Here is a 14228-nt window from a genome sequence, read left to right as displayed (position 1 = left end):
CTTGAATGAGTAACCTTTTCATCCAAAGATTAATTTATTGAGGGAAGGAGCAGAGGGAAAATGGGAGATGTGATTAGAATAAAGAAAGGAAATCAAGATAACCATCCAAAACTAGAAATCCAGAAAGGGAAGGTTGAGGATTATCATTTGGTACTCAGACATTTTCAAGGTTTAATGATCGATAAATATCACCAAGATTTTAGAAAGCAAACAAAATAAGGGACTAATTATAAAAATAGACCCCATGGTGGGAGAATAAATCCTTTATGAGAAACCACAAAAAGGTTTCTTCTTATTTTTTCATTGTGCTCTGATATCTTCAGCAAGGTCAAAGCTTCTGATTAATCCTAATGAGACACGTACAAATAAAAAGGTAATGGTTAAGGTTATTAAAGTGATCAACCAGCTCCAATTATTTTTATATTTAATAAGGTCTGTAAATCTTTCGAGGATGACTTCTAGTATGGTCATCGGAAGGCTAAAAACAATTGCGTACCCTATCGTTGCTAACGAATTTTTATTTACTGTTACCCGGTTAAAGAAAACGCAAATTAGGGGAAATAATAAATAGTCAAATAAGATACTGATTCTGAAGAACTTTCGCATAAACCTTACTGGATACGAAAGTTGGTTGTTTCTTACGACTACAGTCCCTATAAAGCTAGATATATATCCTTTTAAGAAAAAGACAATCATCCAATCCTTTAATCCTTCCCGTTTAAAGGCAAATGGGATTAATAAAAAACCAATACATAAGAAGATTTTCAATAATTTTTTATCCATGTGAATCCCCTTTATAAGTAACATATGGATAGGATTTACGAATAAGAGTATGAATATGAGCAAGTAATCAAAAAAAGCCTGGAACCCAGGCTTCTTAATTATGATTCGGTGGTTCTTCTTTAGGAAGGTGAATGGTTGGCTCGATGTTTGCCATATCCTCTCGTTGGTGTACAGACCCACCTGATAACCCTTCATTGATCATCCGATCTACATCTAAATAAGCAATCTCTTTCCCCTCATTGGGTAGATCTTCTTTAAAATCGCTTGTATTTTTATCCACTTTCATCCCTCCTCTATAGTCCTAAGATGTGTAGAAATAGGAGGGATTAAACGGATTTTTTAAGAATCGTAAACATGAAAAAGCATAAGCTCGTGAATATGAGATATAATGTCTTCTAGTTCTTCTGAAGGTGGATTACCCTTCCAAACAATGCTACCATCCTTTTGGTAGGTAGCTTCATAAAGGTTTCCTTTGTAGTAAAAACGAATAGACCAGCCAGGTAAGGACTGGTCTTTAAATAAGGGTTTATACATAAAATGGGATAGCATTTGACATCATCCTCGGCATGTTTTAGTACTAGCATACCATGAATGATTCCATTTTTGATGATAAAGTAAGCAGTTTTGATTAGATCCTACTTGAAAAACCTAAATCGTTAAATAACTGAAATATTGAAGGAGGTTTTCTAAGCCTTCCCTTCTTATATCATCCTCGTCAAACACCATCGGCTTTGAATTTACTTCGAATATATATAAATTACCGTTTCTACTTTTACCAATATCAATCGAAAATTCACCAATATAACCTTGATACTGCTTTAATGTAGGTCCGATTTCATCAACTAGTTTTTTTATAACCGATTCATCTTCAGGAAAAGGTAGTTCTTGAAAAGGAATAATTTTACCACCAGCAGGAAGATGGGTAGTTATTTGCTGTTGCTCAGACTGCCTTACTCCTATTCCACTGATAATAAATTGTTTATCATCTTTACGATGAACTAATACCCGATAATCAAATCGAGCCCCATTCCAACTTAAAGGCTCAATTGCTTCTTGAACAATATAATCATTTTTTAGCTTAGGAAGGATCCAGCTTTCAATCAGCTCTTGCTTGGGAAGTTCTGTTACTGATTCCTTAATCGAGTGGACACTCCATAAATGATGGTGGTCTTTCTCAATCACAACAATACCTTTTCCCTTCTTTCCCTTACTCGGCTTTACATACACCTTTCTGAATTGATTGACCATTTTTTCAAATGATTCAAGGTCCATAAGCTTTTTAGTCACAGGGAGATGAGGGAGGAGTCGATCATTTTTAGAAAGCCAGTTAAATATATGATCCTTTTGTAAAAAAGATTGATTAAAAAAAGGTATCTGCATTTGTTTACATTCAATTTGAATCTGAAGGAAAGCTTTCTTTTGTTCCAATTTCCTAAAAGGTATTCGGTTATAGACGACATCTGGATGAGGAAAACAAGCTTTTACCCATGTTCCATTTTTAAAATCGTAAATGAATCCGTTAATTTGATTCTGATCCCAACCTGCTGGGGTAAAAACATAAGCAAGCCCTCCTTTATGCTGAAGGGCTAGTTGTATTCGTTGAAAGGCTTTTTCGTTTCCGGAAAAGTGTTTATTTTGGCTATCTCCTGCCAGTATTCCTACTAAAGGCTTTAAAGAAGATACATTAGTTAGCTTTATATTGGGTGATAACAGAGAAGAAGAGTAAGGAATGAGTTTGGATTGTTTTCCCCATGTAACGGGTTTATTTTGATCAATAACCCAATGGCCTTCCTTTATAGACAACCTCATTGTAATTGAACCTCTGGATGAACAATTCCTTGCTCTGTTAAATAAATCGCATAAGACATCGAAAGCTGACGAGTATATTTATCTTGTGATCGTAATTTTGGATGAGAAAAAATGGCTCGACCAGGCTTTGAATTGGCTTCAAATAACCAAAGCTTCCCTTCACGATCTAAACCGATGTCAAACCCAATTTCACCAATATAACCCTCTATCGATGAGGAGATTGCTTCACTAAGTGATAAAACTGTAGAAGAGAATTCTTGTGAAAGTTGGTCTCGTTTTACGGGATCAGGAAAGAGCTCTTCCATTGTTTTTACAATCCCTCCATTATTGAGATGAGTAGTCACACTCCCTCTACCGGCAACCTTTGCACCGATAGCAGTAACCTGCCAATCCCCCAGGTGGTCCCGATTTGTATGAATCCGGAAGTCTAATGGTCTATTTTCATATCGAATCAGGTGAATACCTTGCTGCACAATGTAGTGCTTCATGGTTCGATTTCTAAATATATAGGCAATCAGCTTATCAAGTGAAAAAAATCGTTGGAGACGATTTTCTTCTCCATCTTTATATCTGCAATAATATGAGCTGCCATCCTCTGACGCAATGATTTGGAAAATACCAAGACCTAGACTTCCGTTGGCAGGTTTAATGTAGACAAATTTATGCTCATCAATCATATTTCGAATATCTGATAAGGAAGGCTCTGATATGGTCTTAGGTAAAAACTTGGAAAGACCATCAACTTCTGATAAAACCTGAAAAACCTCCCATTTATTAAAAAATCCTGGATTGTACCAAGGAATTAAATATTCATCTTTTAATCTTTGTTTAATTTTCTTAAGGGCTTGATGACTCTCCGACCGTCGGTTTGGTAACCGATCATAAATGACATTAGGTAGAGGAATCTCCTGCTGAGTCCAACCTTCTTTTTCATCATAAAAGTATCCATTTACTGTTCCTTCATTCCAATCAATAAGGTGGGCTCCAAATACATATGCACAGATACCTACTGATTTTTCCATGGTTAATAACTTCGCAAAGAAGAGAGAGCGCTCTCCGATTGGACGAAGTAGAGATTCTGTGAAACCGGCTGTGAAAATCCCAACCAATGGACCCACATAAAAGGTATCCGCATCATTAAAATAATGGAGGCTACGATTGTTCGGAATGTTTAAGGCTTGAAGGATATCCTCACTAATATAGATTGTTTCTTTGTCCTGATTTTCATTTACACTAATCTTACACGGAACCTTTTTGGTACCAAAACCAATAAATTGTATGTGATCAATTGCTATTTCTTTGGGAAGCTGGAGAGTGCCATCGATTCCTTTTAGTAATTTTATGAAAACTTTTGATTCCAAAGTGGTCACTCCTTATCAGTCTATCTTCGTTTTATTCGTTTCCAGATAGTTAATATACCTAAGTGGGGCCTGATATAGCCGGTGGTTTAATGAAGGACCAGTACTAGTGATGACCTTTCTGCCAGGCTTTGAATTAATATCCAGTAGCCAAACTGCCCCTTCTTTTGTTACACCGATATCTAGACCTAATTCAAATACTCTACCAAATTGTTCTTCTATAAGGATAGGGACGAGAGCTGTAATGGTTTCGATTTCCTCTTGAATGAGTTCTTTTAAAGGACTGCTCCAATAGGAAAGGATCGCAGGAAAAGGTAGTACTTCTCCACCATTATGAAGATTTGAGACAATCCCGTTTTCACGCCCAATTCTGACGCCTCTACCTTCTTCCCTCCAACTACCTCGTTCATCTTTTTGCAGAAGTATTCTTATATCAAAGGGTTGATCATCATGCTTTAAATCTAGAAAGCTTTGACCAATAAATGAGGTTTCCTTTAGCAAACTATCTATAAAACGTTTAAATTCCAAATGGTTAGAGAACGATTTGTAAATCGATTTCCCACGTTTTTGGGTATGAAAGGTAATTTCCTTCTCAAGTAGCTCTAGGTGGATGACTCCGTTTCCTTGTGAACCATTTGTAGGCTTAATAATAATGGACTTTTCCCTTTTTAATAATCTTTTTAGCTGCTGAAAGTTCTCAACTAGATTGGTTACCGGGAGATAGGAAGAAATGGAATCATGGTTATGGATCGCCTTATAAACCTCCCATTTATTTGGTAAACCATATCCTAAGAAAGTAGTACCAGGCCGTTGTTTTAACCATTTAACAATCGGTTCTGCTTTCTTTGATAAATCATCAGTTTGGTAAAAGCAGCGATCATACAAATAATTTGGAATGGGATAAATGGCAAATTCCCATTCATTGGTGGATTCATTAAATTGATGGCCATGAACCATTTCAGTAGATGGGTCTATGTCAAGAGGGGTAAACCTATAAATCGTTAATGAATTCCCTTTTAAAGCATTTGCCATTTCAGTAAAATAAGCTAGCTCTTGATGCTTCTTAATGGTTAGAAAACCAAGTGTTGTCATAATAGGTCGCTCCTTTGAAAAGGGTTTGATAAATATAAACAGTATTGAATCACTGCCTTGGCAGAAGGACGAACGATTAGAGTTGGGGTAGATGAATCAAGGTTTTTTGAAGGTTTGGTATTAACTTCTATGATCCACGGCTTTGCCTGCTCATCTAACGCTAAGTCAATTCCTAATTCTCCGAATAACCCTTCTTCTGATTGACCAATCGATGATGCCACCTCAACGGCAAGCTCATATAACATTTTATTCACATCAAGGGCTGTTTTAGTATCGAGAAGATTTCGAAGGAGGGTATTTACCTTATATAACTCTCCTCCTCTTGCAAGATTTGACACAAACTCGTTAGGAGATGATACTCTCGCAACGGCTGAGGTCACCTTCCATTTATTCATATGATTCATATGACATAAAAATCTAAAATCTAAGATTCGATCTTCATAGGTAAGTAGAGTAATACCTTGTTGAATAATAGAGGTTTGGTTAGCAAGTCTAGGTTTTATAGCATGGAAAAGCTCTTGGATGGTCTCATATTTCTTTTCAATTTCTCCATTAAAAGTGGTGTAATCTAGAAGGTAATGCTCATCGGTCTTTTCAATCTTCATAATCTTTTTTCCCTGACTACCATGAATAGGTTTAATAAACACCCTATTATGTTTGGACAGAACTTCTTCTAATAGATTGATATTCAGGAGTAATTCAGTCTCTGGAAGGTAAGGAAGTAGATGCTCATGCTGAATTAAATGCTGATGCGACTCCCATTTATTAAGGAAATGGTCATTGAAAAAGGGAATCTGCTTTTCTTGTAAAAGAGTAAATAGCCGATCAGCACCAACTGACTTTTCTCTTTTTCTTGAATGAATCCGGTTATGAACAACATGCGGAACGGGAACCTCACTTAACTCCCATTTACCACCATTCCATATATATCCCTGTACCTTAAGTGAATCTACGTCAAAGGTGCGTAACGAAAACACATAGAAAAGAACATGATTCTCTTGGCAATAAGTAGAAAGCTCTTTTGCAAACTCATGAACGGAGCCAAAAGAAGGACCATTCTCTAATTCTCTTGTTTCCGTTAATAGCCCAATTATCAATCCAATGGATAGCATTTCAGCATGTTCATGATAAAAGAGTGTTAGATTTTGATCGGTGGTTGGAAGCTTAAGTGCATTTATTAGTTTAGGATCCATCACGACGTCTTTAAGGTCCGGTTCAGGAAATAACCTAACATATGTGCTATAATCACCGCATTGTAAATGGTATTTTTTACTGAGCGAGAGAGACCACTGTAAAAAAAGCTCTTCTGGTATTCTAATTACAGAAGGATTTTGTAGTTTTTCGCTTGTTATGCGTACTTTTTCACTAACAATCATATTCAACCCTCATTTGATTGAGAAGATAATAACTCATATAATAAAATAGGCACTTGCTGATATCGTATGATGGTCAGTTCGAGATGGTGAAAGAAAGGTTGATCAGGATGAAGGAGTTAGTAATGATTGGAATGATGATCGTAGTGGGAGCAATAATAGGTGGATTTACCAATCACCTAGCCATCCAAATGCTCTTTCGACCACATCATCCTATCTATGTAAAAGGGAAAAGACTCCCGTTTACCCCTGGATTAATTCCAAAAAGAAGAGAAGAATTAGCGGTTCAAATGGGTAGGCTTGTCGTGGAGCACTTGGTAACAGCAGAAGGGTTCAAAACCAAGTTCTCAGATCCTGCTTTTATCAATGAGTTAAATGAGTTGGTTAAGGTTGAGGCTAATAAGCTTTTTACAACCAATATCACGGTCAATGAGCTACTAGAGAGAATGAATATTAATCAACTAGACCAAACACTACTTGATAAAGCAGATACATTCTTAGAAAAACGGATTGATCAGCTTTGGACTGAATCAGAACAACGTCGAATCGATGAGTTGATTCCTGAAACATTACTGATAAATATTGAACAGAAATTACCTTACGTTAGTGAGTACATATCCAATAAGGGAGTAGATTTTTTCAAAAGTGAGACAGGCAAACAAAAGCTTAAGGCGATGATTGATGATTTCCTGGCAACCAGAGGGATGCTTGGGAATATGGTTCAAATGTTTTTAGGACAATCTAGTTTAGTTGAAAAGGTACAGCCAGAAATCATTAAGTTTCTGCAACACAAAGGTACGACTGAGATTTTAACGACCCTAATTCAAGAAGAATGGATTAAGTTCAAGGGCAAACAAGTAGGGGGATTTTCTTCGTTAGTCAATAAAGAGGAGATCACCTCTGTAATTAAGAGTGCAATACTGAAGCAGTTAAATATTTCAGAAGTATTGAATCGTCCAGTTTCTGAAGTGATTCAGCCATTTAAGGAAACGATCATTGAAAAAATGGTCCCGTCCTTTGTAAAATTTGGGGTTCATTACTTAGCGGATCATTCTGATAAGCTGCTTCAAAAACTACGAGTTGAAGACATGGTCCGTCAACAGGTAGAAGGCTTTTCTGTAGCTAGACTAGAAGATATGATACTATCCATTTCGAAGAAGGAATTTAAAATGATTACCTTCCTTGGTGCCCTATTAGGGGGGCTTATTGGTCTACTTCAAGGAATCATCGTATGGCTTATGGGATGAAATACACAAGCAGGTCTGTTATAGTTGTTAAAGAATAAACGTATAGTTAGTATAGATACGTATTCGCTTACTTAATTAGAGGAGGGACTTATATGTCTACAAATCTTTACGATGCAGCATATGAACTAGAAAAGGCAGTTAGAAACAGTAATGAATTCCAGGAGTTAAAAAAATTGTATGACGAAGTAAACGCTGATGAAACGGCTTCAAAATTATTTGCAAGCTTCCGTGATATGCAATTACAGCTTCAACAAAAGCAAATGTCAGGAATGGAAATCACGCAAGAAGAGGTTGATCAAGCACAAAAGCAAGTGGCACTTGTTCAACAGCATGAAAAGATTTCCCGTCTCATGGAAACGGAACAACGCATGAGTATGGTGGTTGGAGAGCTTAACCAAATCATCATGAAGCCTCTTGAAGAACTATATGGTCCATTGCAATCTTAATTAGAAAGCTAGACTTCGCAATTTTTTGCGGGGTCTTTTTTTGTGTGGGGTGTTGTATGCATTTGGGGATGCCGGCACTAGATTTTTACTTTCTGCACATTTTTTCGTGTTTTTGCACGTTTTTTGTATTTTATGCACCGTTTTTTCGTGTTTCTGCACGTTATTTGTATTTTATGCACGTTTTTTAATTGTTTCTGCACGAATCATCGATCCCGAGCCGAGCCAGTCAAACTAGATTAGCAATCATTATTTTAATAGCAAGCATGAGAAACGGTATTTAATCCAATTAATGTTATAATATTATAATATAGAAAAAAAAAGGGGAGGGATGAGTTTGGAGAATGCTAAAAAAATTGCTCAACACAAACATACTTCAAAATTAAAAATTATTAGACGAGCTGTATTTATTTTATTCGGTTCCATCTTAATGGCCGCTGGGCTTGAATTATTCTTAGTTCCAAACAATATTATTGACGGGGGAATTGTAGGGATCTCTATTATCACTTCCTATTTAACAGATATTAAATTAGGGTGGTTTCTATTTTTCTTCAATTTACCTTTCCTGTATATAGGCTATAAACAAATTGGAAAAACCTTCGCAATCTCTACTTTATTTGCCATCATTATTTTATCCTTTTCGACTGCGGCCCTTCATCATGTTGAAGTTGTAACATCTGATCCATTACTAGCTACTGTTTTCGGAGGAATTACCCTTGGTGTCGGTGTAGGTATGGTTATTCGGTATGGAGGCTCTTTAGATGGTACAGAAATATTGGCTATCTTGTTTAATAAGAAAACACCATTTTCTGTAGGCGAAATCATCATGTTCTTTAATATCTTTATTCTAGGAAGTGCCGGCTTTGTATTTGGCTGGGACCGTGCGATGTATTCTTTAATTGCCTACTTTATCGCGTTCAAAACGATTGATATAACGGTCATGGGATTAGATGAATCAAAATCTGCATGGATTATTAGTGATCAGTATGAAGAAATTGGTGATGCCATCATAGCTAGATTAGGACGTGGGGTCACCTACCTAAAAGGGGAAGGTGCATTTACAGGAGATAATAAGAAGGTTATTTTCTGTGTTATTACTCGTTTAGAGGAAGCTAAGCTCAAATCGATTGTTGAAGAGCTTGATCCTGGTGCCTTTTTAGCAGTAGGGAATATTGCTGAAGTAAAAGGTGGACGCTTTAAGAAGCGTGATATACATTAGGAAAAGATCACTCCCTTATACAAGTTCTATTCCCTTTAAAATATTCATATTTTAAAGATAGAGACTAGACTTCTGAAGGGAGAAGATCGTATGTATTATCGAATGTTAGCGCTAAATATAGATGGGACGATTCTTCGTCCAAACGGTCGACTACAAAAGGGGCTAAAAGAGGCGGTTGATTTTGTCAAAAGTAGAGGTGTGTATATTACTTTAGTGACAAATCGAAATTTCCCAGCTGCTAAAAAGGTGGCCAAGGCTTTAAGGCTAGACAATTTACTTGTTACACATGGAGGTGGCTTTATAGCCTCATCCGTGGATGCTCCAATCATTAATAATCGGATTTCGGAAGAGAAGACCTTTAATATAGTTCAAGTATTGGAGAACTTTGATTGTAATATTCGCCTATTACATGAACGGTACTCACTGGGTAATCGAGTTCATTTGCAAAATAATATGGTTGCACGAGCTGTGATTGTAACAGGTGATCCTTTGTTTTATCCGATGCAGTTTGTCGAATCATTAGGAGATTCGCTTTTAGACTTTCCAGTTTCAACACCTAAAATTGACGCCTATTTTGCAGATCAAGAGGAATTGGAAAGAGCGCGAAACACCTTAGAGCAAGCATTTGAAGGAATTCAATTGTTCCAAGATACACCACAAAAGCTTGAAATTGTAGGAAACAAGGTTTCTAAAAAGAGTGGATTAGAGCTACTTGGTAAGTATCTTGGTATTGAGTTGAGTGAAATGGTCGTAATTGGTGACTCTTATAGTGATATAGACATGATTCGCGATGCAGGTCTAGGTGTGGCTATGGGGAACTCCCCAGTAGAACTGAAAAAAGCGTCAGATTGGATTACAAGAACGAATGAGCAAAATGGAGCAACCTACATGATTATGTCTCACTTTCGAAAACAACTTTCCATTACTCATTTAAATAAATGATAGGATTGGTGCTGATTATAAAATCAGCACCTTTTTTTAGAGAAGACAATTCCTTAAATTGACCTCGTCCTCATCCTTATGTAAACTAGAGGAAGCTTTAAATAGAAAGGTGATTATTCTTGAAAATCCAACTAAATGGAATACAGGATGAAAGATTTATTAGACCACTTACTCATATTGTTCAATTATTCTTTGAGGAAGCAGATCTTCATTTCGAAAAAGTTGAGTCCGCAGAATTAACCGTTCAAATCCAAATTAATGAAGACCAACAAAATATACTAGGTTCAGCCGTGGGCTTGTTACATTCTACTGATCAACAATTTGAAGCAGCCTTTGAGCAGCCGATTTCAGCCGATTTAACAGAAAAAGAAAAGTTTCGATTAGTAAAGCGAACCGTCTCTTATGTTTTGTTAAGTGTACTTGAAGAAGTAACAGGTATGGTTCAGCAATGGGGTATTTTGACTGGCGTTAGGCCGACTAAGCTACTTCACAATAAGCTTCAAGAAGGAAAAAGCGTCGAGACTGCTCACGCAGAGTTAAAAGAAGATTATAAAATTCAGGACCATAAAATTACGTTAATGCAATCAATTGTAGACAGACAGCTTGAAGTAATCCCAGATTTATATCAATTAGGTAAAGAAGTTAGTATTTATATTGGGATTCCTTTCTGTCCGACGAAATGTGCTTACTGTACGTTTCCTGCTTATGCTATTAATGGAAAGCAAGGGAAGGTTGATTCATTCCTAGGAGGATTGCATTATGAAATGCGAGAGCTAGGAAAATGGTTAAAAGAAAATCAGATTAATATCACGACGATTTACTATGGTGGTGGAACACCTACTAGTATTTCGGCTGAAGAAATGGACATGCTTTACGAGGAAATGTACGCTTCTTTTCCTTCCGTTGATAAGGTAAGAGAAATTACTGTTGAAGCGGGCAGACCGGATACGATCACTCCTGAAAAACTTGATGTGTTGAACAAGTGGAATATTGATCGTATCAGTATAAATCCTCAGTCATATATTCAGGAAACATTGAAAGCAATTGGACGTCATCACACGGTAGAAGAAACGATTAATAAATTTTATATGGCACGTTCAATGGGAATGCATAATATTAATATGGATTTAATTATTGGTTTGCCGGGTGAAGGGGTAACAGAGTTTCAATATACGCTAGATGAAACCCAAAAGCTAATGCCAGAATCATTAACGGTGCATACATTATCTTTTAAAAGAGCTTCAGAGATGACTCAAAATAAGCAAAAATATAGAGTGGCTGACCGTAATGAGATTACAAGCATGATGGAGCTTGCCAATAATTGGACTGCCTCTCATGGATATACACCTTATTATTTATATCGTCAGAAAAATATTCTTGGTAATTTAGAGAATGTTGGCTATTCGTTACCAGGTCAAGAAAGTATTTATAACATTATGATTATGGAGGAAAAGCAGACGATTATAGGGCTAGGTTGCGGAGCTTCTAGTAAATTTGTTCACCCTGAAACAGGGAGGATTACTAGGTTTGCCAATCCTAAAGACCCTAAGTCTTACAATGAAGGCTTTGAAAAATATACTGAAGATAAAATTAGCATTTTAAATGAGCTGTTTGGTTTACAACAATCTCATGTTTAACTCAGTGAAAATGTTAAAAGAGGTTGGGACAAAACCTTATACACCGGCCCCAAAGCCGAATAATCTCTAAATTAGTCCTATCTATCAAATATAATACTGTTACTAATTAACTAGTTATGCTAGAAGAACAAGGTCGTTCCATTGCGCTGCAGACACTTGCTTTCCGCGGGGAGGAAGTCGAGCCTCCTCGGCTGCGCCTGTGGGGTCTCGACCTTTCCTCTATCTCCCGCAGGAGTCAAGTGTCTTCCGCTCCATTCCACTAAGTTTAAAAATAGTATGCAAATTAACAAATTGATTGAAGTAACAAATAAAAACCCGAACTAGTAGGTGAAAGATACATCAAAATATCACCAAATTGCTCGAGTTTATCACTGGCTGAAATTTATGTCACAGCCTATTTATTGAATCAATACCTTGTTTACGTAAGATAGATTATGTATTTTATCAATAACTCCAGGGTTTTTATCCAATTGGCTCATATAAATAGAAAATTGATACTTGAATTGTTTTTTATTTTTATGTGGAGTAGTCTCTTCAATTTCGGTATTTAAAATTTCAATTTCTTGTTCGTCTAGATAAGCTTTTATTTTTGTGAATGTATCCTCTTGCTGTTCAGTCATAATCGTAAGTAGTGTTTTTTCATCTTTCCTATCAAGTTTCTTTTCAAGCTTATTTAGGAAAAATAAAGTAAAAAGCACGATTCCGGTCGTAACAGTTCCTGCAAAAAACATCCCTGCACCAATGACAAGTCCAATTCCTGCTACTAACCAAATGGAAGCAGCAGTTGTTAACCCCTTAACTGAGCCCCCTCCTTGAACAATAATTGTCCCAGCACCTAAGAAACCGATACCACTAATAACATAAGAAGGTATTCTACCAGGATCCACTTTAATGATTCCATTTTCGTAGCTAGATATAAAATGTTCAAAACCATATAAAGAAAGTAACATTAGTAAACAAGAACCGGTACCAACTAAAATGTGTGTACGTAATCCTGCTGGATGATTCTTGATCTCTCTTTCAAAGCCAATTAATCCACTTAGTAGAATTATTACAGTTAGTCTTTGTAAGATAATGATCATTTCTTGATTGATGATTGAAAGACCTCCTTTCGACCCGTCCATTATACTTGTAAACCTATTATTCTATTATTTTCCTCACTTACATGTAAGTAAACATAAATGGACTGCTTAATACCCACAAAAGACCAAAATTAAAAGGAAATTCCTCATATATATAGAATAAGTATTAGTAACTGACGGAATAGGAGGAGGATACATATGTCTGGAACTGTTTTACTAGAGCAACAAAATGGTGTTATAACCATCACATTAAATCGCCCGGAAGCTTATAATTCACTGGATGTACCTATGCTAGAGGAATTATTACAGCTTTTAAAGAATGCAGCGAGTATGGAAGAAAATATTCTAGTTTTAAAAGGAAGCGGAAAAGGATTCTCTGCAGGTGGAGACATTAAAACCATGCTTTCTTCGTTTGATACACCATTTGAATCCATCATGAAAACAATCGGTGATGTCGTAACGAGTTTATATGAAATGCCTAAGCTTACTATTTGTGCAATTCATGGAGCTGCCGCAGGACTTGGCTTAAGCCTTGCCTTAGCTTGTGACCATGTCGTAGTTGATGAGCGAGCGAAGGTGGCTATGAATTTCATCGGTATTGGATTAGTTCCTGATGGTGGAGGCCATTTCTTCCTAAAACAGCGTTTAGGTGATCAAAAAGCAAAAAATGTAATCTGGGAAGGAAAAACACTTTTAGCAGTAGATGCTTTTTCACTAGGGATGATTGATGAAGTTAGTAGTCATATTGAGGAGGCCGTTCAACATAAAGTAACAGAGTGGCTTGCTAAGCCTGTTCAAGCAATGATTTCAACAAAACTGATTTATGTAAATCAACTACTCCCAGTTTTAAAGAGTACATTAGAAATGGAAACCTTTCATCAATCTAAGATGAGAGCAACACAAGATCATAAAGAAGGTGTAAGTGCTTTCTTAGAAAAAAGGGTTCCACAATTTATAGGTAAGTAAAAACAAGATTAGTGTTCTTGATTACAATAAAAACAAAAAACGGTCACCTTTTATGTGACCGTTTTCATATGAGCAAAAGGAAAAACTTTAACGGTGAAATAAAACTAGTTTTCCAGCAGGTGAAACACAACGATGAGTATACTCTTCATAGCCCTTTTCTTTTAAAAGCTCCTCACCCTTTGTTTTTGCTTCTGCTTCAGTTGCAGCATCAAAGTTTTCATCTAATAATTTACTACCTGCTTTATCAAAAACAGTAATGGTATAAATAGCCATTTCA

The 14228-nt window shown here is 36.4% G+C and carries 16 protein-coding genes; 7 read left to right on the top strand and 9 right to left on the bottom strand.

Going from position 1 to position 14228, the window contains the following annotated elements:
• Positions 1–60 precede the first annotated feature (60 nt).
• Positions 61–219, top strand: coding sequence for a hypothetical protein (locus tag M1D60_RS17195; protein WP_456276057.1), 159 nt, complete (start codon positions 61–63; stop codon positions 217–219).
• An 81-nt stretch (positions 220–300) separates the two neighbouring features.
• Here the strand turns inward: M1D60_RS17195 and M1D60_RS17190 are convergent, their stop codons facing one another.
• From M1D60_RS17190 to M1D60_RS17160, 7 genes are all read right to left on the bottom strand, one after another.
• Positions 301–783 (bottom strand): CBO0543 family protein, encoded by a 483-nt coding sequence (locus M1D60_RS17190; protein WP_456276056.1) that lies wholly within the window; start codon positions 781–783, stop codon positions 301–303.
• Positions 784–877: 94 nt separating this feature from the next.
• A complete protein-coding gene (locus M1D60_RS17185; RefSeq protein ID WP_456276055.1) occupies positions 878–1069 on the bottom strand; it encodes a hypothetical protein in 192 nt (63 codons plus the stop codon).
• Positions 1070–1122: 53 nt separating this feature from the next.
• The gene (locus M1D60_RS17180; protein ID WP_456276054.1) at positions 1123–1332 is read right to left on the bottom strand and encodes a YheE family protein; all 210 of its coding nucleotides are present in this window, start codon (positions 1330–1332) and stop codon (positions 1123–1125) included.
• A gap of 99 nt (positions 1333–1431) precedes the next feature.
• Positions 1432–2592: a YheC/YheD family endospore coat-associated protein gene (locus tag M1D60_RS17175; protein WP_456276053.1), complete on the bottom strand. Its 1161-nt coding sequence runs from the start codon at positions 2590–2592 to the stop codon at positions 1432–1434.
• Positions 2589–3953, bottom strand: coding sequence for a YheC/YheD family endospore coat-associated protein (locus M1D60_RS17170; RefSeq protein ID WP_456276052.1), 1365 nt, complete (start codon positions 3951–3953; stop codon positions 2589–2591). Before M1D60_RS17170 ends, M1D60_RS17175 begins: the two co-directional genes overlap by 4 nt.
• A 15-nt stretch (positions 3954–3968) precedes the next feature.
• Positions 3969–5042, bottom strand: a complete 1074-nt coding sequence (locus M1D60_RS17165) for a YheC/YheD family endospore coat-associated protein (protein WP_456276051.1) — start codon at positions 5040–5042, stop codon at positions 3969–3971.
• Positions 5039–6418 carry a YheC/YheD family endospore coat-associated protein gene (locus tag M1D60_RS17160; RefSeq protein ID WP_456276050.1) on the bottom strand — a complete coding sequence of 460 codons (1380 nt, stop codon included), beginning with the start codon at positions 6416–6418 and terminating at the stop codon, positions 5039–5041. The genes M1D60_RS17165 and M1D60_RS17160 overlap by 4 nt, the downstream gene beginning before the upstream one ends.
• Before the next feature lie 107 nt (positions 6419–6525).
• Here M1D60_RS17160 and M1D60_RS17155 point away from each other — a divergent pair, with 107 nt between their 5' ends.
• From M1D60_RS17155 to M1D60_RS17135, 5 genes are all read left to right on the top strand, one after another.
• Complete coding sequence (locus M1D60_RS17155; protein ID WP_456276049.1) at positions 6526–7662, top strand: DUF445 domain-containing protein; 1137 nt, start codon at positions 6526–6528, stop codon at positions 7660–7662.
• Between the two features lie 92 nt (positions 7663–7754).
• Positions 7755–8108, top strand: a complete 354-nt coding sequence (locus M1D60_RS17150) for a YlbF family regulator (RefSeq protein ID WP_456276048.1) — start codon at positions 7755–7757, stop codon at positions 8106–8108.
• A 328-nt stretch (positions 8109–8436) separates the two neighbouring features.
• Positions 8437–9324 carry a YitT family protein gene (locus M1D60_RS17145; RefSeq protein ID WP_456276047.1) on the top strand — a complete coding sequence of 296 codons (888 nt, stop codon included), beginning with the start codon at positions 8437–8439 and terminating at the stop codon, positions 9322–9324.
• Between the two features lie 90 nt (positions 9325–9414).
• Complete coding sequence (locus M1D60_RS17140) at positions 9415–10266, top strand: Cof-type HAD-IIB family hydrolase (RefSeq protein ID WP_456276046.1); 852 nt, start codon at positions 9415–9417, stop codon at positions 10264–10266.
• A gap of 119 nt (positions 10267–10385) precedes the next feature.
• The gene (locus M1D60_RS17135) at positions 10386–11903 is read left to right on the top strand and encodes a coproporphyrinogen III oxidase (protein ID WP_456276045.1); all 1518 of its coding nucleotides are present in this window, start codon (positions 10386–10388) and stop codon (positions 11901–11903) included.
• Positions 11904–12301: 398 nt separating this feature from the next.
• On the opposite strand, the gene M1D60_RS17130 is transcribed toward M1D60_RS17135, so the two are convergent.
• The gene (locus M1D60_RS17130) at positions 12302–13027 is read right to left on the bottom strand and encodes an MgtC/SapB family protein (RefSeq protein ID WP_456276044.1); all 726 of its coding nucleotides are present in this window, start codon (positions 13025–13027) and stop codon (positions 12302–12304) included.
• Between the two features lie 156 nt (positions 13028–13183).
• On the opposite strand from M1D60_RS17130, the gene M1D60_RS17125 reads away from it, so the two are divergent.
• Positions 13184–13951, top strand: a complete 768-nt coding sequence (locus M1D60_RS17125) for an enoyl-CoA hydratase (protein ID WP_456276043.1) — start codon at positions 13184–13186, stop codon at positions 13949–13951.
• 87 nt (positions 13952–14038) lie between these two features.
• Here the strand turns inward: M1D60_RS17125 and M1D60_RS17120 are convergent, their stop codons facing one another.
• On the bottom strand, positions 14039–14224 hold the full coding sequence (locus tag M1D60_RS17120; RefSeq protein WP_456276042.1) for a YhzD family protein: 186 nt from the start codon (positions 14222–14224) through the stop codon (positions 14039–14041).
• Positions 14225–14228 lie beyond the last annotated feature (4 nt).

Source organism: Bacillus sp. AK128 (assembly GCF_053903075.1).
Note: the sequence above shows the minus strand (reverse complement) of the source record. Positions and strands in the feature narration are given on the sequence as shown.

What these genes read in the sequence shown, in the direction of transcription:
- M1D60_RS17175 (WP_456276053.1), bottom strand. Translation starts at nt 2,592, where the DNA reads ATGAGGTTGTCTATAAAGGAAGGCCATTGGGTTATTGATCAAAATAAA.
- M1D60_RS17120 (WP_456276042.1), bottom strand. Translation starts at nt 14,224, where the DNA reads ATGGCTATTTATACCATTACTGTTTTTGATAAAGCAGGTAGTAAATTA.
- M1D60_RS17190 (WP_456276056.1), bottom strand. Translation starts at nt 783, where the DNA reads ATGGATAAAAAATTATTGAAAATCTTCTTATGTATTGGTTTTTTATTA.
- M1D60_RS17180 (WP_456276054.1), bottom strand. Translation starts at nt 1,332, where the DNA reads ATGCTATCCCATTTTATGTATAAACCCTTATTTAAAGACCAGTCCTTA.
- M1D60_RS17195 (WP_456276057.1), top strand. Translation starts at nt 61, where the DNA reads ATGGGAGATGTGATTAGAATAAAGAAAGGAAATCAAGATAACCATCCA.
- M1D60_RS17165 (WP_456276051.1), bottom strand. Translation starts at nt 5,042, where the DNA reads ATGACAACACTTGGTTTTCTAACCATTAAGAAGCATCAAGAGCTAGCT.
- M1D60_RS17155 (WP_456276049.1), top strand. Translation starts at nt 6,526, where the DNA reads ATGAAGGAGTTAGTAATGATTGGAATGATGATCGTAGTGGGAGCAATA.
- M1D60_RS17150 (WP_456276048.1), top strand. Translation starts at nt 7,755, where the DNA reads ATGTCTACAAATCTTTACGATGCAGCATATGAACTAGAAAAGGCAGTT.
- M1D60_RS17185 (WP_456276055.1), bottom strand. Translation starts at nt 1,069, where the DNA reads ATGAAAGTGGATAAAAATACAAGCGATTTTAAAGAAGATCTACCCAAT.
- M1D60_RS17160 (WP_456276050.1), bottom strand. Translation starts at nt 6,418, where the DNA reads ATGATTGTTAGTGAAAAAGTACGCATAACAAGCGAAAAACTACAAAAT.
- M1D60_RS17140 (WP_456276046.1), top strand. Translation starts at nt 9,415, where the DNA reads ATGTATTATCGAATGTTAGCGCTAAATATAGATGGGACGATTCTTCGT.
- M1D60_RS17130 (WP_456276044.1), bottom strand. Translation starts at nt 13,027, where the DNA reads ATGGACGGGTCGAAAGGAGGTCTTTCAATCATCAATCAAGAAATGATC.
- M1D60_RS17145 (WP_456276047.1), top strand. Translation starts at nt 8,437, where the DNA reads ATGAGTTTGGAGAATGCTAAAAAAATTGCTCAACACAAACATACTTCA.
- M1D60_RS17125 (WP_456276043.1), top strand. Translation starts at nt 13,184, where the DNA reads ATGTCTGGAACTGTTTTACTAGAGCAACAAAATGGTGTTATAACCATC.